Origin of the sequence: Streptomyces sp. NPDC051243, assembly GCF_044455405.1 — a bacterium.
Classification (GTDB): domain Bacteria; phylum Actinomycetota; class Actinomycetes; order Streptomycetales; family Streptomycetaceae; genus Streptomyces.
Window position 1 is genome coordinate 272572 of sequence record NZ_JBITES010000005.1, and the last position, 24165, is coordinate 296736.

Genomic DNA, 24165 nt, shown 5'->3' on the forward strand with positions numbered 1-24165 from the left:
GGCCCGGCTACTCGGGTGCGAAGAGCTGGAAGAACGTCGGGAAGGTGCCGAGGACCCCGAGGCCGATCAGGACCAGGGCCACCGTGAGCGCACGTCCGGTCTCCCGGGGCTTGTTCCTCAGGGCCAGGTGCAGGATCGCCCAGGAGACCAGCCAGACGATCACCGCCATGAGGGTCTTGCCGGACAGCGGGCCGACCCGGTCGTTCCACTGCAGCCAGTCCGCGACGTCGGTGCTGGCCTCGGCCAGGGTCGTGAACAGGCCCAGAGCCGCGGCGCCGATGCCGGCGGCGATGATGGCCGCGGAGATCGGTCCCTCGGGCCGGTCGACGCCCGCAGTGCCCTTCTCATCGTTCACCGGGGCAGGTGGGAGCGGCTGGTCGGCGTGTTGCGCGCGTTCCTCGTTGTGGGTCATCTCGATCACTCCCCGGCTCACTGGACCGGCGCGACTTTGGTGATGAGGGCGCCGAACGCCCCGGCGATCGCGGCGAAGGCGAAGGCGAGCACGAACAGCAGCATCGTGGTGCGCCGTACTCGGTTGTGGCGGATGAGGGTGTTGCCGTAGTAGAGGACGATGAAGGCGACCACGGTGGCCAGGATCGGGCTGATCCAGGCGATGTGTTCCTTCCATTCCATGCCGAACTCGTGCCAGTCTGCGGTGTCCGGATCGGCCAGCAGCTGCGACCTGGGGCTGTCCGGCACCTTCTCCCGGTACCACGGGTACACCACCCAGGTGCCGGTGATCACGGTCCCCCAGGCGGCCACCGCCATCGCCGTGACCCCGATCTTCAGCCGCCGCATACGCTCGACGACACCGGTGCCGGTGACGAGCGCCGTCCTGAGCCCGTAGAGGTCGGCCAGTCCGCCGGCGAAGGCCAGCAGGAACACCGCGCCGAGGACCATGCCGTGGATCAGCCCCCACCATTCGCGGTCCGTGAAGCTCATCGCCCACCTCCCTGTGCGTTTCCTGTGTGTCCGTGTGGGCGGAAGGTAGGACGGTGAAACGGCTGTGGGCAGGGGCCGAACAGTCCACGTCGTGACCCGAAGGGCCCCTGCCGATGCGCGGGCAGGGCCGCCCGAGACCATGATGCGGCCGGTATCGCTGTGGCGCGCGGGCTGCGCGGCGGGTCAGCCCACCGACCAGCCCACCAGGCCGGCCGCCACCCCCAGGGCTCCAGCCCCGAGCAGAGCGCTGACCACACCCCGGCGCGCCGCGAGCAGCCAGAGAGCCGCGAGGCCCAGTACCGCGTACTGCCATCCGTGCCGCAGAGCCAGCGCCAACGGGATCGCCGATCCGGCGATCGCGCCGATCACGGCGGGCCCGGCGCCATTGAAGAACGACTGCACCCGCGGATCGGACCTGAGGCGGTCGAACCTCGGCGCCCCGGCGATCACCAGGGCGAAAGAGGGGGCGAACGCGGCGAAGGCAGCCAGCAGACCGCCGCCGATACCGGCCGCGGCGTAGCCGACGACGGCGACGGTCTGCACCACCGGCCCCGGCGTGATCTGGCCCAGGGCGACGGCGTTGAGGAACTGGCCGTCGGTCATCCAGTGGTAGGTGTCGACCGCGTCGGCCTGCATCAGCGGGATGATCACGAAGCCGCCGCCGTACGACAGCGCCCCCACCTTGAACGCCACCCAGGCCAGCGCGCCCAGACCCCCGGCCGCCGGGACGGCCACCGCCAAGGGCACCGGCCAGCCGGCCGTCCGCCCGCTCCGCGGCCCGGCCGATCCGGCCTTGACCGCCACCTCGACCAGCCCGGCGGCCACCAGCACCAGCACCAGCCACGGCCCCGCCAGCACCGCCGCAGCTCCGCCCGCCACGACGTACGTGATCCACCGGGCCCGGGATGCCCGCCCGCCCACGGCCCGCTTCCAACTCGCCGGCACCAGACCGACGGCGGCCTGCACCGCCACCGCAGCCACCGCCGCACCCGCCCCGGCCGCGGCTCCACGTACCCACAGCGGCGGATCCCCGGCCAGGAACAGCGCGGCCAGCGCCAGGATCAGCACAAGCCCCGGCACGATAAAACACACCCCGCCGACCACCGCACCGAGCCGGCCGCGCAGGCGCCACGCCGTCCAGATCGCCAGCTGCGTGGAGGCCGGCCCCGGCAACAGGTTGCAGGCGGCGATCCCGTGCTCGAACTCACTCGCCTCGATCCACCTCCGGCGCTGGACGCACAGCTGCCGCAGCAATGCGATGTGGGTGGGCGGCCCGCCGAAGCCGATGCATCCGATCCGGCCCCACTCCCGGGCGATCGTCCCCAACCCCACCCGCGGCGGCGTGATCTCCTGCTCGCCGCCTATCGCACCGGCTGTCGCCTCGTCCGCCATCCCTGGTCCTTGCCTGCGTATAGCCACAATTACGGTCCTCGATATCGGGTGACGATATACGACGGGCGTAACGACGTAACGACCCGGGAAGCCGCGTTGCCGCAACCGACGTCCACCGGCGATACCACCCCAGTGAAGCGAGACGCCTCTTCCTCGCCCGCTCGCGTGCCCGGACCCCGGTGGAATAGTGGAGGAGACGGACATCTCGTTCCGTGACCGGCTGGCCGGCTGGCCGGCTCCCGGAGGGAGGACCTGGTGTCAGTGCACGCGCTCGACACGAAGACCGTGACGTCCCTGGTCGAGGACGCCACAGCCGCCCCGTCCATGTACAACGCGCAGCCGTGGAAGTTCCGCTTCTTCCGTGCCGACGGCACCTTCCACGTGTGCTCGGACCTGGAGCGGGCCATCCCGCGCGCCGACCCCACCACCCGTGCCCTTCACCTGGGCTGTGCCGCTGCCCTGTTCAATCTGCGGGTTGCCGCCGCTCACGCAGGCCGGCAGCCGGTCACCGAACTGCTGCCCGACCCCGCAGACCCGCAGTTGCTCGCCACGGTGCGGCTGACCAGCCCCACTGCAATGGACACCGACCTCGCCCCGCTCTATCCGGCGATTCACCGGCGCCACACCAGCCGTCACCCGTTCACTGACGAGGAGATACCCCAGGCCATCAAGGATGCTCTCAGCGCCGCCGCTCTCCTGGAGGGAGCGCGGCTGACCTTCCCCGACGCATGGCACGTGCAGACACTTCTGGACCTGGTCCACGACGCGGAGGGGCACGACGCCATGGACGCCGCAGCCTCGGAGGAGCTGCGGCGCTGGACCCGCATCGGCACTGCAGCCGTGGACGCAGCGACGGATGGCATCCCGGACTACGCCTTCGGACCGCGCAAGCACGCCGGCAGGGCGCCGGTGCGGGACTACGCCGGCAGACATCCCGTGCCCGGCCGCGACGCCGCCACGTTCGAGAACGTGCCCCAGCTCGCCCTGCTGGGCACCGCCGACGATCGGTCGAGGGACTGGCTGCGGGCGGGCCAGGCCCTGGAGCGCGTCCTGCTCCAGGCCACTCTGGATGGACTGGCGACTTCACTCACCTCCCACGCCCTCGAATGGCCGGACATCCGCTGGGCCGTCCGCGACCCGCTGTCGGCCATGGGCTTCGTGCAGATCGTGCTCCGGCTTGGATACGGCCCCTCGGGCCCCCGGACGCCACGCCGCCCCGTGCACGAGGTACTCGACATCGAGTGAGCCGAGTGCTCATCGCGCCGCGCCCACGACGGTGAACTGCCCCATCATTCCGTGGTCTTCGTGGGCCAGCACATGGCAGTGGAACATGTAGGGCGCCCGGCTGTCGGCATCGGTGCCGAAGCGAAGCGCGATGAGTGTCGTCGTGCCGGACGGGAGAAGCACCGAGTCTTTCAGCCCGGCCGACTGGACGGGGGGCGGAGATCCGTCCCGGCTCAGGACGGTGAAGCTCAGGCCGTGAACATGGAAGACGTGCTGGTTGTCGGAGGAGTTGCGCAGTTCCCAGACCTCCCTCGCTCCGGGGGCGATGGTGAAGTCGATGCGGCCGGGGTCGAAGTGCCGGCCGCTGATCCGGGAGGCGTGGTTGAAGGTGAAGACCCGGCGCGGGGCGTCGGCCGGGATCTGCACCGGGGGCGGGCCGGGCAGCCGCTCGGGCAGCGCAGCCGGGCCTGTCAGCCGGCGGTCGGCCGCCAGGCGCAGGATGTCGAAGGAGTCGTCGCCGCCCGCGAAGCGGTCAGGAAGGATGCCGCCGCCGAGCCCGGTCGGGTAGCTGCGCAGGATCCCGCGGTCGCCGGGGCGCACGGCGACGACGATCTCGGCTCGCTCACTGGGGCTCAGGAGCAGGCGCGTGACGTCGACCGGGGCGGGGAGCAGTCCGGCGTCGGTGGCGACGACCGAGAGCGGCCGGTTGTCGGTGAAGCCGAAGTTGTAACTGCGGGCACTGGAGGCGTTGAGCAGGCGCAGTCGCACCAGGCGGGTGCTCACGGGCAGGTAGGGGTCGTGGGTGCCGTTGGCCAGGATCTCATCGCCGAGCGGGCCGACGGGGCTGAAGCGCGTACGCCCGGTCCGCAGCCGACCGTCATCGGTGAAGTTCAGTGGCTCCGGAGCGCTGGACGCCGGTGTTCATGTACGCCTCGTTGTCGTAACAGACGTACAGGACGTCGTCGCCCCGCTCGAACATGCCAGACAGGCAGCCGAGGCCGATGTCGACCGAGCCGCCGTCCCCGCCCTGCCCGACCACCCGGACGTCCGTGCGTCCCTTGGCACGCAGCGCGGCGGCGACTTCTGCGGCGACGGCGGGCGCGTTGCCGAACAGGGAGTGCAGCCAGGGCAGTTGCCAGGACGTCTCCGGGTATGGCGTGGAGAACACCTCCCGGCAGCCCGTCGCGTTGACCGCGATCACCTTGCCGCCCGCCGCCCGCTGGGCCGCGTCCAGGACATAGCGGGCGCCGAGCGCCTCGCCGCAGCCCTGGCAGGCGCGGTGGCCGCAGGTGAGCGCGTTGGCCCGGCCCGGGTCGGCCTGGTCCGACTGCAGATCCGGGCCCAGCAGCCGGTTTCCGGCGGCGAAGCTGCCGACCTGGTAGAACTTCACCTGTCGCGCGCCACCCATCGGTTGCTCCGCCTCACGACACTCACCGGCCCGGTTTTCAGCGTCGCGTCCTGGATCACCAGGGCGTCCGGTCGGGTGACGGGCTCCCGGACGCGGATCGGCCGCTCGTCGATCCGGCAGAACGCCATGACCGGCGCCCCCGTCCCCTCCGAACCGAAGCTCGGGAACGCCTGTGCGTAACGGTCTTCGAGAAAGCCCGCCACCGACAGCAACTCAGCCGCCGTGACGGCGCCTTGGCCCCCCGTCCGTGGATGCGTACCTGGAACACGGAGCTCTCCTCACATCCGGCTTCCTTACCGTCGTATCGCTGCGGCGGGCCTGTACCTCAGGGGCCGAACGTCCCGGGTCGAGGGCCGACAGGCAGGAGCCAAGACGCGGCCTCGCCGACCCGGCCCCTCCCGGTCCGACCCCTGCCGACGGAACCGGGAGGGACGACTCACTCGTGCGGCACGATCGCGACCGGGCAGCGGACGTGGTGCATCACCGCGTGCGCGACCGGACCGGCGTGCGTGCCGATCCTGGCCGGGCGGATCCTGCGGCCGACGGCCAGCAGGCTGGCGTCCCGTGTTGCCTGCAGCAGGTGCTGTGCCGGACGGCCCTCCTCGACCAGCTTGGTGACCTCCACCGCGGGATACTTCTCCCGCCACGGTCCGAGCACGGCGTCCAGCGCCCGCTCGGCGCCCGACTGCACGTCCCTGCGGGCCTTCGCTTCCAAAGCATGAGGGACGTACGGCAGCTGCCACGTGTGCATCACTCGCAATGGTGCGGCCCGCAGAATCGCGCTGTCGAAGGCGAACGCGAGCAGCTCCTCGCACGACTGCGCCGGGTCCACGCCGACCACGACGGGGCGATATGGAGTGTGCGCCGACGACCGACCCTCCGTGTCCGGCTCGTGCTCGTCCTCGAGGGTCTGATCCCCTCGTACGAGCACTACCGGACGTGCGACATGGGCCACGGTCGCCAATGCCACCGAACCGGCCATGAATCCGCCGAAGCCGCTGAACGCGCGGCTTCCGAGGACCAGCAGCTCGGCCTCGTCGCCCGCCGCCACCAAGGCGTCGGCCGCGGGCCGGGAGATCTGCTCGGCGCTCAGGTAGAGCTGTGGGTAACGTTCGTTGAGCCGGTCCATGGCGCCGCGCAGGATCCGCCGCGCCCAGTGGCGCGGCGCCTCCAACTCGGGCAGCTCCGACTCGCCGGGCGTCATACCGCCCTCCCAGGCGTGCACCAGGCGCAGGGGCAGGCCACGCCTGAGGGCCTCCCGGGCCGCCCAGTCGGCGGCGGCAAGGCTCTCACGGGAACCGTCCAGTCCCACCACAACGGGACGAAGCACAGCCAACACCTCCCCGGGTCGGTGCCGCACGTCGGTGTGCGAGCCCCTCCACTGCCAGGATCTCCGCGCGGCCGACGTCGTCGGCAGGGGCCGATGCGGCCTCGCCCGGGGCCGAACGGCCCTTGGGCGCCGGTCAGTGCGGCACGGCGGCCGGGGCTCGGTCGGTGACCGCCCGAGGAGACAAAGGAAAAGCACCACACGGAGTCCCGCTACGGCACGTTCACCCGTACCGTCCGGCTGCCTGCCGGGGCCAGGGGCGAAGAAACGACGGTGGACTACAAGGACGGTGTCCTGACCATCACGGTTCCGGCGCCGGAGGAGAAGGCGGGCACCAGGACCATCCCCGTGCGGCACGCCTGAGCGCCGTCGCGCGCTGAGGCCGCATCCAGGTGTGCGTGGCCGGCTGAAAACGGCCACGCACACGCGTCTGCCCGGGACGTCCGCCTCTCGGCGGGCCCACGTCTGAGGGAAAGGGCGCCCGCTGTCTGCGAGCGGTGGGTCACCGCGACTGCGGCTCCAGCTCGATGTCGATCTCCGGGGGTCGGCGCAGCGTGTTGTGGATCGTGCAGTGCGACGCGACCGCGAGCAGCGCCGCGTGGCGCTGCGGGGACAGCGCGGGCGGCGGGGTGAGGACCACCCGGACGGACGCGACGCGGGCCGGGCGGTCGGTGGCCATGGTGAACTCCGCCTGTACCCGAAGCCCGGTGTGATGTAGCCCATGACGCCGGAGATAGCGGCCCGCGTAGTAGGCGACGCAGGTGGCGAGGGACGCCGCGAACAGTTCGGTGGGCGTGGGCGCGGTGTCCTTGCCGCCCGCCTCCGTTGGCTGGTCGACCAGGAGCTGATGACCGCGCACCTCGACGGCGTACGCGTCCCCGTCGAGGTGAGTGACCTCGAGGACGTGAGCTGCGGTGTTCTCCTGTCGTGCTGTCGCGCCCGACGCTGTGCTCGTCATGGCCGCGCCTTCCTCGTCGACGTCGATTGCTCCGGTTTCCAGTGGAACGCGCAGCTCACGGCACGTACAGGGGCCGAGGGGAGCAGGCGCGGGGGCCGTTCGGCCCCGGAACGGCGGGAGACGCTGGTGCACGACATCGGCCGCTTCCTCGCCGGCCGATCGCTGGACGCCTCCTTCGACGGGCAGTCGGCATCGGAGCGTACGTGCCGGCAAGTGGGCACTGCGCGGCCTGACCAAGGCCGCGGCCTTGGAACTGGCCACGCACCGGATCCGGGCTGCTCGGTCCATCCCGGCGCGGTGCGCACCGCGATGACGGCCGCCTTCGACGACTCCTTCACCGCCGGCCCGCCGACCGTCCTGACACCCGCCGACTGAACCGGCCGGATGTCGGTCCGTGGGGCGTTCCCCGTGCAAGGGCCGCTCCAGCCCTCCGTTCGGGCCGCATGGCTCATGCGCCGCCGGTCCTATCGGAGTTCGCTGGAAGCGAGGGGGAACACCATCGACCCGAGGGGGAGAGGACCGTGGGCACGAGTCTCACACCGGAGTTCTGGGAGCGGTTCGCGCTCCTGCTGATCGCGGCGACGGCAGTGACCTTCGTTCTCGCCGCGCTCTTCGACGCGCTCGCACTGCGCAGGCAGCTCCGCCACACGCACCGGCCGCCGATCGAGCCGGTCGCGCCGCCACGGGCCCCGCACCGGCCCCGGAATGGGAACCACCGTACGTCCGTCCACGGCTGAGGCGTACGGCCGCACACTCGTGAGGCGTACGGAAGCCCCCTGGGCAGGGTCTCCGTCGCGCTGACGGCGGGACGGTCACGCGCGGAGCAGCTCCGCGGCAATCCCGGCGCCCCACCCCTCGATGGCCTCCCAGTCGCGGAAGTCGCCGTACCGGCCGCCCAACAGCCGGAACCTGATCCGACCGCCGAGCGGCAGCTGGGAGGCGCGGATGACGCCGGAGAAGAGCTCATGGCTCCGGTACCGCAGACCCGTCGGCAGGCTCCGGACGATCACCGGGGCCTCCATCGGACCCAGCCGCTTCCACGGCCCCCGCAGCGCCCCGGGCATGCCGACGCTGTAGACCCACACGGGGCGCGACGTCAGCAGATCGAGGTTCTCGCGCACGAAGCTGCGGGCCGGGTCGAGCCAGCTCTGGTTGTGCACGGCGCTGCCGAGGACGAACGCGCCGTACGTGTCGGCGTCGTCCACGGCCTCCAGGGACCGCACGTCGGCCTTCAGCCCCCCTCGTCCCAGGCAGGCGGCCAGCCGCTCGGCGACCCCGCGGGTGGAGCCGTGGGCGGTCGCGTATCCCACCAGGACGTCCATGACGCTCACCTCGGAACGCTCGATGCGCTGGGGCGGGTACCGCCGTGCTACGCGGCTCCGCTGCGGACCGCGAGAGACGTGCCGACGGCATGCAGCTCGGTCGCGGCTGTCGCCTGCCGTTCGGGGGCAGGCACCGTCACCACGGGGACCGTGGCGGCGCGCAGGCACTCGCGACTCACCACGCCGATGGCCGGCAGCAGCTCTCGCTGCGCGTGGGCGGTGCGGCCCAGGGCCAGCAGCAGGGCGCCGCGGGCGTGCCGTAGGAGCACCCGCGCGGGCGGCCCCTCCTCGACGACGGCATGCAGGTCCGGGCCGACGCGTGGCCCGAAGGCCGCCCGTACGGCCGAGGCCATGAGCTCGGCGGCCCGCTCGCGTTGATCCGCCGGCGTCGGACGGGCCGCCGTCGGCGCGTAGGGCGCGTACCTGGCCGCCGTGACCGGCTCCCAGGCGTGGACGGCCAGGACCGACGTGCCGAGGGCCTGCGCCTGCTCCGCGGCCCAGCGCAGCGCGGCCACGGACGCCTCGGATCCGTCGACGCCCACCACGATTCCGTCGGTGTGTTCGGTCATGGTTGCCTCCTCGGACGGCCTCTGCTCCCACAGTGCCGCGCACCGGGCGCGCGCCGCGTGGGCCGAGGGACTCCGGGGCCGTGCCGAACGGGCCCTTGCCCAGGGCCCGCTCAGTACAGTGAACCCGGCCAGCTCAGTGCGACGGTGGCGATGACGCCGATGTCGAGCAACACGCCGAGCGACAGCCACGGGTGGAACCACAGAGCCTTCAGCAGCAGCCCGACGGTCGCGGCGAGTACCGCCGCATCGGCCCGGCCACCGCTCTGCGCGGCGGTGGCCGCACCCGCGATGACGTAGAGCATTGCGGTGATCGAGGCGAGGCAGACCGCCGCCATGTCCTCGCCCGGCAGCGGCTGCGCCCGGCCGGGGGACCCGCCCCCGGCCCATGGCAGGCCGGTCCACGCCAGCGCCCACGAATGCCGGGGGTTGAACGGCCGTGCAGTGCTCGCGCGCGGCCGCCACACCGCCAGATGGACCAGACCGTGCACGAACAGGAACGTCGAGGCCAGTGCGGTGATCACGGCAGTGCCTCAGGTTCGTCGCCGCCCATGTCCAGCCGGAACGGCGGGTACACGTCGGTCATGAGGGCCGCGTAGGCCGCCACCCGCAGCGCCCACCGGTTCAGACCGATGACCAGATCGAAGATGCCGCGCGGGTAGCGGGCGGTGGCGGCCAGGGAGACGCCGGCGAACAAGGCGAGCAACCCGATGAGCCCGCCCGAGAACCAGACCATCCGGGCGCCACCGAGGAAGAATCCCAGCACCAGGTAGTGGGGGATCGCCAGGAGCCACCACTTCACCAGGACCAGGCCCCGGGACAGTTGCTCGGGGTACGCCACGTCGAAGTGGGCCGGGTAGTCGGGCAGGTCGGCGAGCGTGAACGGCGGATAGCGGTCGGTGCCGAGGGCCCCGTACGCGTAGTACGCCACCCGCCAGCTCCAGCGCAGCACGCCCGCGTTGAAGTCGAACAGCGCACGCGGATAGCGGCCGGTGAACAGAACGGCGAAGAACGCCACCACGCTCACGACGACGAACGCCACCCACAGGAAGGCGAGGACGACGAAGTGGGGCAGGGCGAGCAGCCACTTCACGAGCCAGAGCCAACGCGACAGCTGCGGGTCGAGGGTCGCGGTCAGTCGGGCGGGGTGGACAGGATGCAGTGCTTCTGTGGCCATGGTCGGTCCCTTCCGGGAGCGGTGGTGATCACGAGCGGTAGCGCCGGTGATCGTCGTGGTCGCCGATGAAGTGCTTCTCGATGACGACCTCCCGCTCTCCCGGGCGCCGCACCATGCCCGGCGTTGCCATGAACGCGATGAGGCCGAGCGCGCCGACGGCCATGAGAACGAAGCCGACGACGAACGAGCTCTGGCCGAACACCAGGCTGGCACCCGGTACGACCGCGCCGATCAGGATGAGAGGAATCATCGCTGCCCTCCTCGGGTGTGCCCGGCCCCGACCGTCGGTCCGACGCTCGGTGGATCTCGGTCCCGACGAACCTCCAGGCGTTCACCTCCAGAGTTCACGCCACGGGCGGGCCCTCCCAGGGGCTGCTCGGGCAGGCCGCCGGGCCGATCGGCCCTCACCGCTGCCGGTGTGCGGGTCAGTCGGGCGTCTCTCCCGCACCGGCGCTCCCTCCGGCGCACCCACGTCTGGGCCCAACGGCCCCGGGCGGGTCCGACTGACCCCTGCTGCCCCCAGGGCCGGAGTGCGAGGGTGGAGTGGGACCCGCGCCGCATCCCTCTGCGGCCCGACGAAAGGCGGTGGGCGCGATGGAGGTGCCCCTGGTCGTAGGCATCGACGGATCGGAGCCGAGTCTCAGCGCGGTCGACTGGGCCGTGGACGAGGCGGCCCGGCACGGTCTGTCGCTGCGCCTGGTGTACGCGTCCCTGTGGGAGCGGTACGAGGGCAACGTGCCCTCCGACGGAGCGGAACGCCCGACCGAGCGAGTCATGGCGGAGAACATCATCGGCACTGCGACCGAACGCGCCCATCGACGCAACCCCGAGGTGAAGGTCTCGGCCGACGTCGTCCCCGACGAAGCGGCGAACGCACTCCTGGACGAAGCCCATCACGCCTTCGCCGTGGTGACCGGATCACGCGGCCGCGGTGCGTTCGCCGGCCTGCTCCTGGGATCGGTCGGCCTGGCCGTGGCGGCTCGTGCCCACGGACCGGTGATCGTGGTCCGCGGCGACAAGGCCGGCCTGGCAGGCACCCACGGGCGGATCCTGCTCGGCGCGGCCGACCCCTCGATCTCCGGTGAGGCGATGCGGTTCGCCTTCCGTGAGGCCGAGGCACGCGGGTGCGCGCTCGATGTCGTGCGGGCGTGGCGTGTTCCCGCCCACGAGTCGGCCGACCGCCACCTGATCACGGGAGAGCCGGCCCACTACCAGAAGGAACAGGCGTCCGCCCTGCTCGACGCCGTGCTCCACGACCCGATGGCGGAGCACCCCGGTGTGCCGGTGCGTCGCGACACGGTGGAGGGGCCGGCCCACCGGGTGCTCCTGCGCCGGTCGGCGGCCGCCGACCTCGTCGTGATCGGCGCCCGGCGCCGGTCCGGCCACTTCGGGCTTCAGCTGGGCCGGGTGGGGCACACGCTGCTGCACCACGCCCCCTGCCCCGTAGCCGTCGTACCGCAGACGGAGCGACCATGAAGCGCCCCCTCGGCCAGACGACCCCCTCGGACACACTCGCACCCGTCTTACGGGACATCCGGGCCGTCGTCTTCGACACCGACGGCGTGATCACCGACTCGGCCCGGGTGCACGCGGCAGCGTGGAAGACGGCGTTCGACGCCTTCCTGCGCGCCCATCTGCCCGCGGACCCCGCCAAGCGGCGCCCGTTCGACCCCGGGGACGACTACCTCAGGTTCGTGGACGGCAAGTCCCTCCCCCAGCCTCCGGCCGGGGGGGACCCCCATCGCTGCGCTCGACGGTGCCGCCGCCTTCCTCGCCTCGCGCGGCATCGAGACGTCGGACGAGACGGTCCGGGACGTCGCCGCCGACAAGGAGCGGCTGTTCACCGAGCGGCTGCGCGCGCACGGCGTGGACGCCTACCCGGGAACGGTGCGACTGGTGCGTGCCCTGCGCCGGGCGGGAGTACCCGTCGCGGCGGCCTCGGCGTCCCGGCACGCCGGGGAGCTCCTCACCCGGGCCGGAGTGCGGGACCTCTTCGACGTCCTCGTGGACGGAGGCGAGGCCGCCCGGCTGAACCTGCCGGGCAAGCCGCGGCCCGATCTGTTCCTCACGGCGGTCGACCGGCTCGGCGTCCCTGCCGGCCGCGCCGCTGTCGTGGAGGACGCCGTGGCCGGCGTGGAGGCCGGCCGACTCGGCGGGTTCGGCCTCGTCGTCGGCGTGGACCGGGCCGCCGCCGAGGGCTCGGGGGAGAGGCTGCGGCGGCACGGCGCCGACATCGTCGTACGGGATCTGGCGGAACTGCTGGCACGAGGAGCGTCGAAGTGACCGGTTGGACCTGGGAGTACCAGGGCTACGAGCCCGCGGAACAGCGCCTGAGGGAATCCCTGTGCACCCTCGGCAATGGCTACTTCGCCACCCGGGGCGCGCTCCCGGAGTGCGCCGCCGACGAGGTCCACTATCCGGGAACCTACGTGGCCGGCACCTACAACCGGCTGACCTCCGACGTCGCGGGCCGCCAGGTCGAGAACGAGGACATGGTCAACGTCCCCAACTGGCTGCCGTTGTACTTCCGCCTGCGCGACGGCCAGTGGCTCACCCCCGAGACCGCCCCGGTGCTCACGCACCGCATGGACCTGCGCCTGGCCTCGGGCATGCTCGAACGCCGCACCCGCTACGACCTCGGCGAGGGAAGGGTGCTGTCGGTGCGTCAGCAGCGGATCGTCCACATGGCCGACCCGCATCTGGCCGCGCTGCGCACCGAGTTCACGGCCGAGGGGTTCTCCGGCCCGCTTGAGGTCGAGGCGCTGCTCGACGGCGGCGTCACCAACTCCGGTGTCCCGCGCTACCGCGACCTGGACGGCCGCCACCTCACCCATGTGCACGCGGGCACCGCCGCCCCGGACACCGTCTGGCTGCGCTGCCGCACCCGTACCTCGGACGTCCGGATCGGCATGGCCGCCCGGCTGATCGCCGACCCGCCCGTCACGATCCGGAACAAGAGCCCCCGTACCATCCAGCACACCTGTCTGGACCTGGTGGAGGGCCGCACGGCGACCGTCGACAAGGTCGTCGCCCTGCACACCTCCCGCGACCCGGCCATCAGCGACCCGCTGCACGCCGCCGTCGAACGGGTCGGCCGGGCACCCGGGTTCGACGACCTGCTCGAAACCCACCTCACGGCCTGGGACCAGCTCTGGCGCCGTGCCGAACTCGACGTCGCCGGCGAATCCGGCCGCATCCTGCGGCTGCACCTCTTCCACGTCCTGCAGGCCCTCTCCCCGCACACCGCCGACCTCGACGTCGGCGTGCCGGCCAGGGGACTGCACGGCGAGGCCTACCGCGGCCATGTCTTCTGGGACGAACTGTTCGTCCTGCCCTACCTCAACCTGCACTTTCCGGAGGTCTCCCGTGCCCTCCTGCGCTACCGCCACCGGCGTCTCGAACAGGCTCGCACCAGCGCCGGGGCGGTGGGCCGCCGGGGCGCGATGTACCCGTGGCAGAGCGGCAGCGATGGACGCGAGGAGACCCAGCAGCTCCATCTCAACCCGCGCTCGGGGCGCTGGCTGCCCGACCACTCCCGGCTCCAGCACCATGTCGGCTCGGCGATCGCGTACAACGTGTGGCAGTACTGCGAGGCGAGCGGCGACACGGAGTTCCTGCACACCAAGGGTGCCGAGATGCTGCTGCAGATCGCCCGTTTCTGGGCGGACAAGGCGGTCTACGACGAGGCCATCGGACGGCACCGCATCAAGGGTGTGGTGGGTCCGGACGAGTACCACGATTCCTACCCAGGCGCGAGCAGGCCCGGCCTCGACGACAACGCCTACACGAACGTCACCGCTGCCTGGGTTCTGGCCCGCACCCTGGAGCTGCTGGAAACGCTGCCCGAGCCCCGCCGCCGCGAACTCGTCGAGCGCAATGGAGTCGACGGAGGCGAACTCGAACAGTGGGAGGACGTCTCACGCACCCTGCACGTGCCCTTCCACGACGATGTCATCAGCCAGTTCGCGGGCTACGGCGACCTCGCGGAGCTCCCCTGGGAGGAGTACCGGCAGCGCTACGGCGACATCCGGCGGCTCGACCGGATCCTGGAGGCCGAGGGCGACACCGTCAACCGTTACCAGGCCTCCAAACAGGCCGATGTCCTGATGCTCGGCTACCTCTTCGCACCCGCTGAACTCCACGGACTGTTCCAGCGGTTGGGGCTGCGGATGGACGAGGAGACCTGGCGGCGCACCGTCGACTACTACATGCACCGCACCAGCCACGGCTCCACCCTCAGCGGCCTCGTCCACGGCTGGGTACTGGCCCGGTGCCGGCGAAGAGAGGCGTGGAAGTTCTGCCAGGAAGCCCTCCAGGGCGACATCGCCGACGTGCAGGGCGGCACCACCGGCGAGGGCATCCACCTCGGCGCCATGGCCGGCACCCTCGACCTCGTCCAGCGCGGGCTGACCGGCCTCGACACCCGGGGCGGCGCACTGTGGCTCGACCCCGTCCCGCTGCCGGAACTGTCCTCGTACGGCTTCGCCCTGCGTTACCAGGGGCACTGGGGCGTACGGCTCCGCCTTGAGCGCGGGAAGCTGGAGATCGCCGTGCCGTCCTCGGACGCGTCCGCGATCGACGTACGGCTGCCAAACCACGCGGTCAGCGTCGAACCCGGCGAGACGGCTCGGTTGGAGCTCCCCGACTGACCGTCCGAGTGGGCCGCCCCCGGCTGTCAGGCGGCCTTGATGCCGGAGATGAGCCGCGTCGCCAGGTCGGACTGCACCATCAGCTGCGTTCGGTGCACCCGGTTTCCCGAGTCCTGCCAGGTGAGCGTGACCCGGGTCCAGCAGTGCCCCATCCCGCTGTCGTTGTAGTCCACCTTCCAGGCGATCGGCACGCCCTTGGCGCGCAGCACGCCGTCCTTGTGGTGGGCGGCCTCCCAGCGGGCCAGGCTGCTGCGCAGCTTGGCGGTGAGGTAGTGGCCGCGCAGGGCGTCGGCCGGCCCGCTGCGGCCGGAGTCGAACAGGACGTCGATGTACGCACCGTAGAAGTCGGCGACCCGGTCGACCGTGCTGTTCGGGCTGCCGCTGCGGGACGGAGCCGCGGTGATCGTGGTGACGTCGGGTGGGGTGTCGTCCGCCCGGACGCCGCCGCTCGCCACCGTCGGCACCGACGCTCCGAGGGCCGCCACCGCGCCGATCAGCGCGACATGGCGGAGCGTGCGTGACGTAGTCATGCCATGACCCCTTTCGGGAAGGAGGGACACACGGTCCATCAACTCCAGTACAACGCGGAGGGGTTACGGGCGACCGGGGCCGACCGGCCCGACTTGAGGGCCGATCGGCGGTCAGGCCCCGGGGTTGGTCACGAGCCGGTGCCGTAGTGCCAGGGAGGCGAGGGTGAGGAGCGCGGTGGCGAAGGCGGCGAGGACCGTCAGGTCACGCAGGATCGCGGCGAGATCACCGTCACGCGACAGCAGCATCGTCCAGGCGTCGACGGCCCAGGCGTGGGGCACCGCGTGCCCCGCGGTGCGCAGCCAGTCGGGGACGAGGGCCAGGGGCCACATGCAACCGCCCAGCATGCCCAGGCCGATGCCCAGCGCCGGGCCCACCGCGTGCACCTGTTCCGGCGTCCGGAACAGCGCGTAGGACTCGGTGACCGCGCGCGAGCTGGGCCTGCAAGCCGAAGCCGACGCTGTCGAGGACCCTGACGGGCTGGGCACTTGTGCCGTGCAGTGACGCGGTGAACCCCTCAGGGACGACGATCGCGGTGTGCACGTCTCCCGCTTCCACCGCCCGCCGGGCCGCGGTCTCGGTGTCGTACGACCGTACCTGGACCGTTCCTTGGAGTTCCGCGCTCTCCAGCACCTGGGTGAGGCCGGTGGCCGCCGGGCCCCGGTCCAGGTCGACCATGCCGATGTTCGCGCGGAACTCCTCGTTGTTGTTGAAGGCCAGGGCCATCAGCGCGGAGATCAGTACCGGGGCCAGGAACACGAGCACCCAGGCCGACCGGTCGCGCAGCCGCTGCCTGAGGTCCTTGGCCGCGATGGCGAGGACGACACGCACGGCAGGTCACTCCCGGGCCGCTCCCTCGACCCGGGCGAGGCGGCGGCACGCGTCCTCGTAGGCCGTGAGGCTTCCGACGGCGGTCAGCCGGACCCGGTCGCGCTCGGCCACCAGAGCCACCAGCTCGCGCGGAGTCCCCTCGGCGACGAGCCGGCCCCGGTCGATGATGCCGACGCGGTCGCAGAGCCGCTCGGCCTCCTTCATGTAGTGCGTGGTGTAGAGGACGGCCATGCCCTCCTCGCCGAATCGTGTGACGCTCTCCAGGATCGCGTGCCGGCTCTGCGGATCTACGCCTACGGTCGGCTCGTCCAGCACCAGCAAGGTCGGCGAATGCACCAGACCGGCGCCGATGTTGAGACGTCGGCGCATGCCGCCCGACAGTGAGTCGACACGGTCGCCGGCACGGGTTTCCAGGTCGATGAGATCCAGCACCTCCTCGACGCGGCGCTCCAACCGGCGGCGCGGCAACCGGTAGAGACGGCCGAAGAAGCGGAGGTTCTCCCGGACGCTGAGGTCCGGTTAGAGGGCCACGTCCTGCGGGACGAAGCCGATGAGCCGCTTCGCCGGCCCTGCCGCGGTGCGCACCGGTCGCCCCGCCACCCGCACGGTGCCGGCGTCGGGGCGCAGCAGTCCGCACACCATCTTGATCGTCGTCGTCTTTCCCGCGCCGTTCGGCCCGAGCAGGCCGTACGTCTCGCCCGGGGCGATGCGCAGGCTCACATCCTCGACGGCGGTGCGCTCGCCGAACCGTCGGACCAGGTGGGCGCATTCGAGCACGTTCGTCATCGGCGTCACCTCATGGTGCGAGGGAGAAGTAGTTCTCTTCCTCTTGCGTGAAGTGCAGCCGCAGCACCGTGTGCAGCCCGTACAGGCAGGCGCGCAGGTCGTCGAGCTGCTCCGGGGCCAGGCTCCCGTCGGGGCCGGCCAGGGTGAGGTGCGTGGCGATGCGGTGGGCGAGGCGGTCGATCTCGACGTGGGCGCGGCTCATCGTGGCCGTGGCCTCGGGGCCGCCGAGCGTGGGGGCGAGGGCCGGGTAGAGATGGTGCTCCTCGGCGTACTCGTGCGGCAGGAGTTGTTCGGTCAGCAGGCGGTGCACTTCGCGTACGGCCGCGAGGGCCTCGGGACCGGGGCTGTCCGAGAGACGGTCGGCGGCGGAGCGCACGGCCTCCAGGACGTCCTGCAGGTCGTCGTGCTCCGCCGCGAAGCGGTGGATGAGGGCCTGAGTGGACGGCTGCAGCGCCGGGCGTGCCCTGCGGTCGTCGCCCAGCGCGCGCAGGGCGTTGAGGATCACCGCGACGTCGATGCCCTCCTGGAGCAGGGCGCCGACGGCGGGCGGGAGCAGACCGAGGGCGGCCGCGGCCATCGCGATCAGCGACAGTGTCATGCCGACCAGCGCGCTCTGCACGGCGATGCGCCGGGACCGTACGGCGATGGCGACCGCGTCGGCCAGGCGGTCCACCCGGTCGGTGGTCAGGACGATGTCGGCGGCCTCGGACGACGCGGTGGAGCCGCGGGCGCCCATCGCCACGCCGACGTCGGCGGCGGCCAGGGCGGGAGCGTCGTTCACGCCGTCGCCCACCATCACGGTGACCGCGCGGTCGCGTTCGGCCCGCACCACGGTGACCTTGTCGGCCGGGGAGAGGCCCGCCCGCACGTCGTCGAGTCCGAGCACGGCGCCGACCTCGTGGGCGGGTTCGGGACGGTCGCCGGTGAGCATGACGAGCCGTTCGATGCCGGCCGCGCGCAGCCGGCGCAGTGTGCGGGGCGCGTCGTGGCGCAGCGGGTCGCGCAGCAGCACGGCACCGACCGGGCGGCGGTCCAGGGTGAGCCAGACGACGGTCGCCCCGTCCAGGACGGCCCGGTTGTCCGCCGAGCGGGCCCAGGCCGGCTTCTCCGCGCCGACGCCGAGTCCGCCCACGGCCATCCGGCGCCCCGCGATGGTGCCCCGCGCGCCACGGCCGGGCTCCTCGGACACGTCCGTGGGCACGGACAACCGCAGCCCCCGCTCGCGGGCCGCGTCAACGAGGGCCCGCGCGAGGACGTGCGGCGAGAACTGGTCGAGCGAGGCGGCCAGCCGCAGCACCTGCGACGGCTGCCAGCCGTGGGCGGCGATCACGTCGAGAACACGAGGATGGCCGCCGGTGAGGGTGCCGGTCTTGTCCAGCAGCAGCGTGCGGGCCCGACCGAGGTTCTCCAATGCTCCGCCGTCCCGGATCACCACGCCCAGGCGCGAGGCCCGCGACAGGCCGGAGACCACGGCCACCGGCGCCGCCAGCAGCAGCGGGCACGGCGTGGCGACCACCAGAACCGCCACCGCCCGCACGGCGGAACCGCTGATCAGCCAGGTCAGCCCTGCCACCGCCACGGTGAGCGGCAGGAACCAGGCCGCGTACCGGTCGGCCAGCCGCACCACGGGCGCCGACTCGGCGGAGGCCTGCCGGGCCAGCCGTACGATCCCGGCGTACGTGCTGTCCTGCGCGGTCGCGGTGGCGCGCAGTTCGAAGGCACCGCCCGCGTTCACCGCACCGCTGCGCACCGACTCGCCCAGTGTGTGCCGCACGGCCAGCGGTTCCCCGGTGAGCACCGACTCGTCGAGCTCGGCCGGGTCACCGGCCACGCTCCCGTCGACGGGGACGACCTCCCCGGGCCCGACGACGAGCAGGTCACCGACGGCGACGTCGGCCAGGGGCACAGTACGCACGTCGGCGCCGGTGCGGCGCCGGGCGGTGCGGGGCGCGTGCTCCAGCAGGGCGCGCAGATCGCGCGAGGCCCGCTGCCGCGCGGACGCCTCCAGCGCCCGCCCGGTGGCGAGCATCAGCGCGATCAGGGATCCGGCCAGGTACTCGCCCACGGCGAGCGTGCCGCCCAGCGCCAGGACCGCGATCAGGTCCACGCCAGCCTGGCCGCGGCGCAACGCGCCCAGCACCCAGCCGACCGCCGGCCCGACGGCGACGACCGCCCCCAGAGCCCAGCACAGGTCGGCGAGGCCGGTGGCGCCCGCGAGCCAGAAGGCACCGCCCACGGTCAGGGCGACGACGGTGTCGGCCAGCAGGAGCGATTCGAGCGGCGGCATACGGGAGAGAGCCGTCAGCCGATGCGACGGCCTCTGAGGAAGGAAGCGGTTCATGACGATCCTCGGCCCGGGCGGCTCAGTCGTGCGGAACGACGGCGACGGGGCACGGTACGTGGTGCAGGGCCGCGTGGGCCACCGGTCCGAGTTTCCAGGTCACATGCGACGGATGGCGTCTGCGCCCCACGACGGTGAGGCAGCCGCGGGCGGACGCCGCCAGCAGCACCTGCGTGGCGGGGCCGATGGCCACGTGCTTGGTGACGGGGACGTCGGGGAACTTCTCCCGCCACGGCGCCAGGGCTTCGGCCAACCGCACGCGCTCGTCGGCCTCGAGGTCTTCGTCGAGCCGGGTGACGAGCGACGTCAGGGGCAGCGCCCGCACGGCCCGCAGCCGCGCGCCGCGCGCCGCGGCCGCCGTGAACGCGAACTCCAGCAGCGGGCCGTCCGCAACTCCAGGCTCCTGCACCCCGACCACGACCTCGTCCAGGTCCGCCGCCGCGGGGTGACTCCACCCCGCTTCGACGGCCGGATCGCCCGCCCGCACGGCGACGGCCGGACAGGGCGTCAGACCCAGCACATGCAGGCTGATGGAGCCGATCAGGAAGCTCGCCACGGAGCCGTGCCCGCGCGAGCCGAGCACGATCATGGCCGCGCTCTCGCCACGCTCCAGCAGGGCGTGTGCGGCAGGCGCCGACACCAGTTCCGTGGTCAGGTCCAGGTCACCGTGGCGATGCAGCAGTTCGGCAGAAACCCGCTCAAGGATCTCCCGGCCGTAGCGCTGCTTGCTGTGGGCCTCCTGCGCGATGGGCACGTCCAAGGGCTGGGTGGTCCAGGAGTGGAGCAGTACCAGGGGCAGATGGCGGTCCGCGGCTTCGCGGGCCGCCCACCACGCGGCCGTCACGCTCGCGGGCGAACCGTCGAGTCCGACGACGACAGGTCCGGTCATGACGCACCTCCGGTGTCGGCGCGGCGGTCGGTTCCCCGCCGTCGCGCGTGTGCTCCCTCTCCGTTTCCAGAGTGAGAGTCCGGCCATCACAGGGACGAGGGCCGGATGGGGGCGTTCCCGGGCCCGTACGGCCCTGTGCGGGAACCGACCGGCGGGACAAATCTGGGACGGGAGGCCGTACGGAGACCGCGGATCTCGACCGGAAAGGGGAGTGCGATGAACGGGCCGGTTGTGGTGGGGGTGGACGGCTCGCCGTCGAGCATGGCGGCCGTGGAGGTCGCGGCACGCGAGGCCGGGCTGCGGGGGGTGGGGCTCCGGCTGGTGCACGCCTTCGGCTGGCCGGCCGCGCACGTGCCGCCCGGGAGGCCTTGGGAGCCGAGCGGGGCCGGGCTGCGCGAGCTGATCGACGGCACGCTCGTCAAGGCCGAGCGGCGCGCCCACCAGGCCGCGCCCGGGATCGAGATCATGCGCGAGGTCGTCGTCGGCGAACCGGTGACGGTGCTGGAGATCGAGTCGTGCACGGCGTCGCTGGTCGTGGTCGGCAGCCGGGGCCTGAGCCGGTTCGGTGCGCTGCTGCTCGGCTCCACCGCCGGTCATCTGGCCGCCCACGCCGCCTGCCCGGTGCTGGTGGTGCGCGGCAGGCCGGACCCGGGCGGGCACGTCCTCCTCGCCGTCGACGGCTCGCCCGCCGCCCGCGGAGCCGTCGAGTTCGCCTTCGCGCAGGCCTCCCTGCAGGGCACGGACCTGATCGCACTGCACGCATGGAACACTCGCACCGAGCGGGCCTACGACAGTCCCGGCGACCCGCCCTTCGTGACGTACGACGAGGGCCGGCTGCGCGACGAGGAACAGCGGGTGCTGACCGAGGCGCTGGGCGGACTGGGGGACAAGTACCCGGACGTCGCTGTGCACCGCAGGCTGGTGCGCGGCCGGATCCGCCACACCCTCATCGAGGCCAGCGCCGAGGCCGGGCTCGTCGTGGTCGGCGCGCGCGGCCGGGGTGGCTTCGCCGGGCTGCTCCTGGGCTCGGTCAGCCAGGCCCTGCTGCACCACGCGCACTGCCCGGTCGCCGTCGTCCGAACGGGCGGGGAGTGACCATGACCGGAGTGCAGGCAGCACAGGTCGCGCCGGAACCGGCCGCGGTCGAGGACGTTCACGAACTGGCTCCCACACAGGTCGCGACCCGCCTCGGTGTCGACCCGGCAGTGGGGCTGAGCGCACGCGAGGCGGCCGAGCGAGCGACGGCCTTCGGGCCCAACCGGCTGGCCGAACCGGCCCGGCGGCCCGAATGGCTCAAGTTCCTGGACCAGTTCCGCAACTGGCTGATCGGCATCCTGCTGATCGCCGCCGTGGTGGCCGGGGCCATCGGCGACATCAAGGACGCCGTGGTGATCACCGTCGTCCTGCAGATCAACGCCGTACTGGGCTACCTCCAGGAGCGGCGCGCCGAGCGCAGCCTGGAAGCGCTGCGCCGGATGCTCGTGCCCACCGCCCGCGTCCGCCGCGACGGCACGGAACGGGAGATCGAGGCCCACACCCTCGTACCCGGCGACATCGTCCTGCTGGAGGCCGGCGACCGCGTGCCCGCCGACGGGCGGCTCACCGTCGCGGAGTCGGTGGAGGTGGCCGAGGCGGCCCTGACCGGGGAGTCCCAGCCGGTCACCAAGACCACCGCGGCCGTCGAGGCCAAGGCGACCGGCCCGGTGCCGCTCGCCGAGCGCAGCAGCATGCTGTTCATGAACACCGCCGTGACCCGGGGCCGTGCCGAGATGATCGTCACGGCCACCGGTATGCGGACCGAACTCGGCGCGATCGCCGAGGCGTTGCGCACCGGCGCCGAACCGGCCAGCCCGCTGCAGATCCAACTGGACAGCCTCGGTCGCCGGCTCGCGCTGCTCAGCGGCGTCGCGGTCGTCGCCTACGCGCTCGTCGCCCTGATCCGCGGCGAGGCACTGGCGGACATCGCCCTGCGGGCCGTGGCTCTCGCCGTCGCCGCGATCCCCGAAGGGCTGCCCGCCGTCCTGGCCCTGACGCTCGCGCTCGGCGTGTACCGCATGGCCCGCCGTGGCGCCATCGTCAAACGCCTGGCCTCGGTGGAGTCCCTCGGCTCGGCGACCGTCGTGTGCAGTGACAAGACCGGCACGCTGACACTCAACGAGATGACCGTACGGGCCCTTTGGACCGCCGGAAGGCTCTACGAGGTGACCGGCGAGGGTTACGGCACGCGGGGGGCCGTCATCGGCGGCGAGGGACGGGCCGACCAACTCCTGTCCGCGGTCCTGCCGTTCGCCCTCTGCAACGACGCCCACCTGACCGACGAAGGCTTCGTGGGCGATCCCACGGAGGCCGCACTGGTCGTCCTGGCCGCCAAGACCGGCGTCGACGCCGACGGGCTGCGGGCCGAGCTGCCGCGTACCGGCGAGCTGCCCTTCGACGCGGCCACCAAGTACATGGCGACCTTCCACACCGAAGCCGACGGCCGCACTCGCGTCCACGTCAAGGGCGCCGTGGACGTCCTGCTGGGCCAGTGCACCGACGTGCGGACGGACGACGGCGTGCGCACCCTGGACGACGGGCAGCGGGGCGAGATCGAAGCCGTGTCCGCGCTGCTCGGCGGCTCGGGACTGCGTGTCCTCGGCGCCGCGACCGCCCTGGTGGACGGCCCCCCGGACCCCTCCGCGCTGCCGGGGCTCACGCTCGTCTCCATAGCCGGGATCGCCGATCCGCCGCGTCCCCAGGCACGGGACGCGATGGCGCTGTGCCGCTCGGCGGGCGTCGCCGTGAAGATGATCACCGGCGACCACGCCGACACCGCCACGGCCATCGCCCGCGAGCTCGACATCGACGGACAAGTGGTGACCGGCGCCGAGCTGGACCGGATGGCCGAGGACGAACTCGCCGCACGCATCGACGACATCGGCGTGTTCGCGAGGGTCGCCCCGGAGCACAAGGTGCTGATCGTGCGGGCCCTGACCGCCCGCGGCCACATCGTCGCCATGACCGGCGACGGCGTCAACGACGCGGCGGCGCTGCGGGCCGCCCACATCGGCGTGGCGATGGGGCGCACCGGCACGGACGTGGCCAAGGAGGCCGCCGACGTGGTCCTCACCGACGACGACTTCTCCACGATCGTCCGGGCCGTGCGCGAGGGACGGTCGATCTACGCCAACATCGTCAAGTTCGTCCGCTTCCAGCTGGCTACCAACGTCGGTGCCATCCTGACCCTGCTGGGCGCCTCCCTCGCGGGCTTGCCCGCCCCGCTGACGGCGGCCCAGCTGCTGTGGGTCAACATCATCATGGACGGCCCGCCCGCCATGGCGCTGGCCGTCGACCCCGCCCGCGACGACGAGATGCGCCATCCGCCGCGCGACCCGGCGGAGCGGATCCTGGACGCCCGCCGTCTGCTGGCCATCACCCGGGCCGGCGCGGTCATGGCGCTGGGCACAGTGGTACTGCTGGCCCTCGCCCGCGAACAGGTCGACACGGACACCGCGCTGACCATGGCGTTCACCACGTTCGTCCTGTTCCAGCTGTTCAACGCGCTGAACGCCCGCGCCGACGACGGACCTCTGCTCGGCCGCCACCAGTTCCGCAACCGGACGCTGTGGCTGTGCCTGGCCGGGGTGCTGGCGGTGCAGGTCGTCGCCGTCCATCTGCCGTGGGCGCGCACGGTGTTCGGCACGGTGCCGCTCGACGCGGGGCAGTGGGCGGTGTGCCTGGGGACGGCATCCACGGTCCTGCTGGTGGAGCTGGGCGCGCGTGGGGTGCGGCGGCTCGCTCGGCCGGGGGAGCGGTGAAGCGCCAGCGCCCCCCGCTCGGCGCCGG

The 24165-nt window shown here is 72.5% G+C and carries 25 protein-coding genes and 3 pseudogenes; 9 read left to right on the forward strand and 19 right to left on the reverse strand.

Annotated elements, in window-relative coordinates:
* Window positions 1-7: 7 nt before the first annotated feature.
* From ACIBAG_RS15025 to chrA, 3 genes are all read right to left on the reverse strand, one after another.
* Window positions 8-412, reverse strand: coding sequence for a hypothetical protein (locus ACIBAG_RS15025; protein ID WP_399104948.1), 405 nt, complete (start codon window positions 410-412; stop codon window positions 8-10).
* A gap of 17 nt (window positions 413-429) precedes the next feature.
* A complete protein-coding gene (locus tag ACIBAG_RS15030) occupies window positions 430-942 on the reverse strand; it encodes a hypothetical protein (protein WP_399104950.1) in 513 nt (170 codons plus the stop codon).
* Between the two features lie 183 nt (window positions 943-1125).
* On the reverse strand, window positions 1126-2334 hold the full coding sequence (chrA, locus tag ACIBAG_RS15035; protein ID WP_399104952.1) for a chromate efflux transporter: 1209 nt from the start codon (window positions 2332-2334) through the stop codon (window positions 1126-1128).
* A 255-nt stretch (window positions 2335-2589) separates the two neighbouring features.
* Between chrA and ACIBAG_RS15040 the strand changes: the two genes are divergently transcribed.
* Complete coding sequence (locus ACIBAG_RS15040; protein WP_399104954.1) at window positions 2590-3579, forward strand: Acg family FMN-binding oxidoreductase; 990 nt, start codon at window positions 2590-2592, stop codon at window positions 3577-3579.
* Window positions 3580-3588: 9 nt separating this feature from the next.
* On the opposite strand, the gene ACIBAG_RS15045 is transcribed toward ACIBAG_RS15040, so the two are convergent.
* The 4 genes from ACIBAG_RS15045 to ACIBAG_RS15060 all read right to left on the reverse strand — a co-directional run bounded on the left by ACIBAG_RS15045 (window position 3589) and on the right by ACIBAG_RS15060 (window position 6296).
* The gene (locus ACIBAG_RS15045; protein WP_399104956.1) at window positions 3589-4341 is read right to left on the reverse strand and encodes a multicopper oxidase family protein; all 753 of its coding nucleotides are present in this window, start codon (window positions 4339-4341) and stop codon (window positions 3589-3591) included.
* 94 nt (window positions 4342-4435) lie between these two features.
* Entirely contained in the window at window positions 4436-4966 is a 531-nt protein-coding gene (locus ACIBAG_RS15050; RefSeq protein WP_399104958.1) for a thiamine pyrophosphate-dependent enzyme, read from the reverse strand.
* Entirely contained in the window at window positions 4945-5169 is a 225-nt protein-coding gene (locus tag ACIBAG_RS15055) for a 2-oxoacid:acceptor oxidoreductase family protein (protein ID WP_399105429.1), read from the reverse strand. Before ACIBAG_RS15055 ends, ACIBAG_RS15050 begins: the two co-directional genes overlap by 22 nt.
* Before the next feature lie 233 nt (window positions 5170-5402).
* Window positions 5403-6296 (reverse strand): universal stress protein, encoded by an 894-nt coding sequence (locus tag ACIBAG_RS15060; RefSeq protein WP_399104960.1) that lies wholly within the window; start codon window positions 6294-6296, stop codon window positions 5403-5405.
* Between the two features lie 186 nt (window positions 6297-6482).
* Here ACIBAG_RS15060 and ACIBAG_RS15065 point away from each other — a divergent pair.
* Window positions 6483-6656 (forward strand): annotated as a pseudogene (locus ACIBAG_RS15065) (Hsp20/alpha crystallin family protein); the annotation flags it as partial.
* Between the two features lie 139 nt (window positions 6657-6795).
* Here the strand turns inward: ACIBAG_RS15065 and ACIBAG_RS15070 are convergent.
* Window positions 6796-7251, reverse strand: a complete 456-nt coding sequence (locus tag ACIBAG_RS15070) for an OsmC family protein (protein WP_399104962.1) — start codon at window positions 7249-7251, stop codon at window positions 6796-6798.
* A gap of 126 nt (window positions 7252-7377) precedes the next feature.
* Between ACIBAG_RS15070 and ACIBAG_RS15075 the strand changes: the two genes are divergently transcribed.
* Together ACIBAG_RS15075 and ACIBAG_RS15080 are read left to right on the forward strand one after the other, a co-directional pair.
* Window positions 7378-7626: a hypothetical protein gene (locus tag ACIBAG_RS15075; RefSeq protein ID WP_399104964.1), complete on the forward strand. Its 249-nt coding sequence runs from the start codon at window positions 7378-7380 to the stop codon at window positions 7624-7626.
* A 146-nt stretch (window positions 7627-7772) separates the two neighbouring features.
* The gene (locus ACIBAG_RS15080) at window positions 7773-7988 is read left to right on the forward strand and encodes a hypothetical protein (protein WP_399104966.1); all 216 of its coding nucleotides are present in this window, start codon (window positions 7773-7775) and stop codon (window positions 7986-7988) included.
* 75 nt (window positions 7989-8063) lie between these two features.
* On the opposite strand, the gene ACIBAG_RS15085 is transcribed toward ACIBAG_RS15080, so the two are convergent.
* The 5 genes from ACIBAG_RS15085 to ACIBAG_RS15105 form a co-directional block, all read right to left on the reverse strand.
* Entirely contained in the window at window positions 8064-8573 is a 510-nt protein-coding gene (locus ACIBAG_RS15085; protein ID WP_399104968.1) for a flavodoxin domain-containing protein, read from the reverse strand.
* A 47-nt stretch (window positions 8574-8620) separates the two neighbouring features.
* A complete protein-coding gene (locus ACIBAG_RS15090) occupies window positions 8621-9142 on the reverse strand; it encodes a universal stress protein (protein WP_399104970.1) in 522 nt (173 codons plus the stop codon).
* Window positions 9143-9252: 110 nt separating this feature from the next.
* Window positions 9253-9663, reverse strand: a complete 411-nt coding sequence (locus tag ACIBAG_RS15095; protein WP_399104972.1) for a hypothetical protein — start codon at window positions 9661-9663, stop codon at window positions 9253-9255.
* Window positions 9660-10316 (reverse strand): DUF4389 domain-containing protein, encoded by a 657-nt coding sequence (locus ACIBAG_RS15100; RefSeq protein WP_399104974.1) that lies wholly within the window; start codon window positions 10314-10316, stop codon window positions 9660-9662. Before ACIBAG_RS15100 ends, ACIBAG_RS15095 begins: the two co-directional genes overlap by 4 nt.
* A 28-nt stretch (window positions 10317-10344) precedes the next feature.
* On the reverse strand, window positions 10345-10566 hold the full coding sequence (locus tag ACIBAG_RS15105) for a hypothetical protein (RefSeq protein ID WP_399104976.1): 222 nt from the start codon (window positions 10564-10566) through the stop codon (window positions 10345-10347).
* Between the two features lie 344 nt (window positions 10567-10910).
* Here ACIBAG_RS15105 and ACIBAG_RS15110 point away from each other — a divergent pair, with 344 nt between their 5' ends.
* The 3 genes and pseudogenes from ACIBAG_RS15110 (at window position 10911) to ACIBAG_RS15120 (ending at window position 14965) form a co-directional block, all read left to right on the forward strand.
* Window positions 10911-11792, forward strand: coding sequence for a universal stress protein (locus tag ACIBAG_RS15110; RefSeq protein ID WP_399104978.1), 882 nt, complete (start codon window positions 10911-10913; stop codon window positions 11790-11792).
* Window positions 11789-12599 (forward strand): annotated as a pseudogene (locus ACIBAG_RS15115) (HAD family hydrolase). The gene ACIBAG_RS15110 and the pseudogene ACIBAG_RS15115 overlap by 4 nt, the downstream one beginning before the upstream one ends.
* A complete protein-coding gene (locus ACIBAG_RS15120) occupies window positions 12596-14965 on the forward strand; it encodes a glycoside hydrolase family 65 protein (protein ID WP_399104980.1) in 2370 nt (789 codons plus the stop codon). The pseudogene ACIBAG_RS15115 and the gene ACIBAG_RS15120 overlap by 4 nt, the downstream one beginning before the upstream one ends.
* 26 nt (window positions 14966-14991) lie before the next feature.
* Here the strand turns inward: ACIBAG_RS15120 and ACIBAG_RS15125 are convergent, their stop codons facing one another.
* From ACIBAG_RS15125 to ACIBAG_RS15150, 6 genes and pseudogenes are all read right to left on the reverse strand, one after another.
* Window positions 14992-15495, reverse strand: a complete 504-nt coding sequence (locus ACIBAG_RS15125) for a hypothetical protein (RefSeq protein ID WP_399104982.1) — start codon at window positions 15493-15495, stop codon at window positions 14992-14994.
* Window positions 15496-15606: 111 nt separating this feature from the next.
* On the reverse strand, window positions 15607-15741 hold the full coding sequence (locus tag ACIBAG_RS15130) for a hypothetical protein (RefSeq protein WP_399104984.1): 135 nt from the start codon (window positions 15739-15741) through the stop codon (window positions 15607-15609).
* Window positions 15725-16324 (reverse strand): ABC transporter permease, encoded by a 600-nt coding sequence (locus ACIBAG_RS15135; protein ID WP_399104986.1) that lies wholly within the window; start codon window positions 16322-16324, stop codon window positions 15725-15727. Before ACIBAG_RS15135 ends, ACIBAG_RS15130 begins: the two co-directional genes overlap by 17 nt.
* A gap of 6 nt (window positions 16325-16330) precedes the next feature.
* Window positions 16331-17110, reverse strand: a pseudogene (locus ACIBAG_RS15140) (ABC transporter ATP-binding protein).
* Window positions 17111-17120: 10 nt separating this feature from the next.
* Window positions 17121-19397, reverse strand: coding sequence for a heavy metal translocating P-type ATPase (locus ACIBAG_RS15145; RefSeq protein ID WP_399104988.1), 2277 nt, complete (start codon window positions 19395-19397; stop codon window positions 17121-17123).
* Between the two features lie 76 nt (window positions 19398-19473).
* Window positions 19474-20340 carry a universal stress protein gene (locus ACIBAG_RS15150; RefSeq protein WP_399104990.1) on the reverse strand — a complete coding sequence of 289 codons (867 nt, stop codon included), beginning with the start codon at window positions 20338-20340 and terminating at the stop codon, window positions 19474-19476.
* Between the two features lie 216 nt (window positions 20341-20556).
* Between ACIBAG_RS15150 and ACIBAG_RS15155 the strand changes: the two genes are divergently transcribed.
* Both ACIBAG_RS15155 and ACIBAG_RS15160 read left to right on the forward strand, forming a co-directional pair.
* Complete coding sequence (locus ACIBAG_RS15155; protein WP_399104992.1) at window positions 20557-21435, forward strand: universal stress protein; 879 nt, start codon at window positions 20557-20559, stop codon at window positions 21433-21435.
* Between the two features lie 2 nt (window positions 21436-21437).
* Window positions 21438-24137 carry a cation-translocating P-type ATPase gene (locus ACIBAG_RS15160; RefSeq protein WP_399104994.1) on the forward strand — a complete coding sequence of 900 codons (2700 nt, stop codon included), beginning with the start codon at window positions 21438-21440 and terminating at the stop codon, window positions 24135-24137.
* The last annotated feature ends 28 nt before the right edge of the window (window positions 24138-24165 follow it).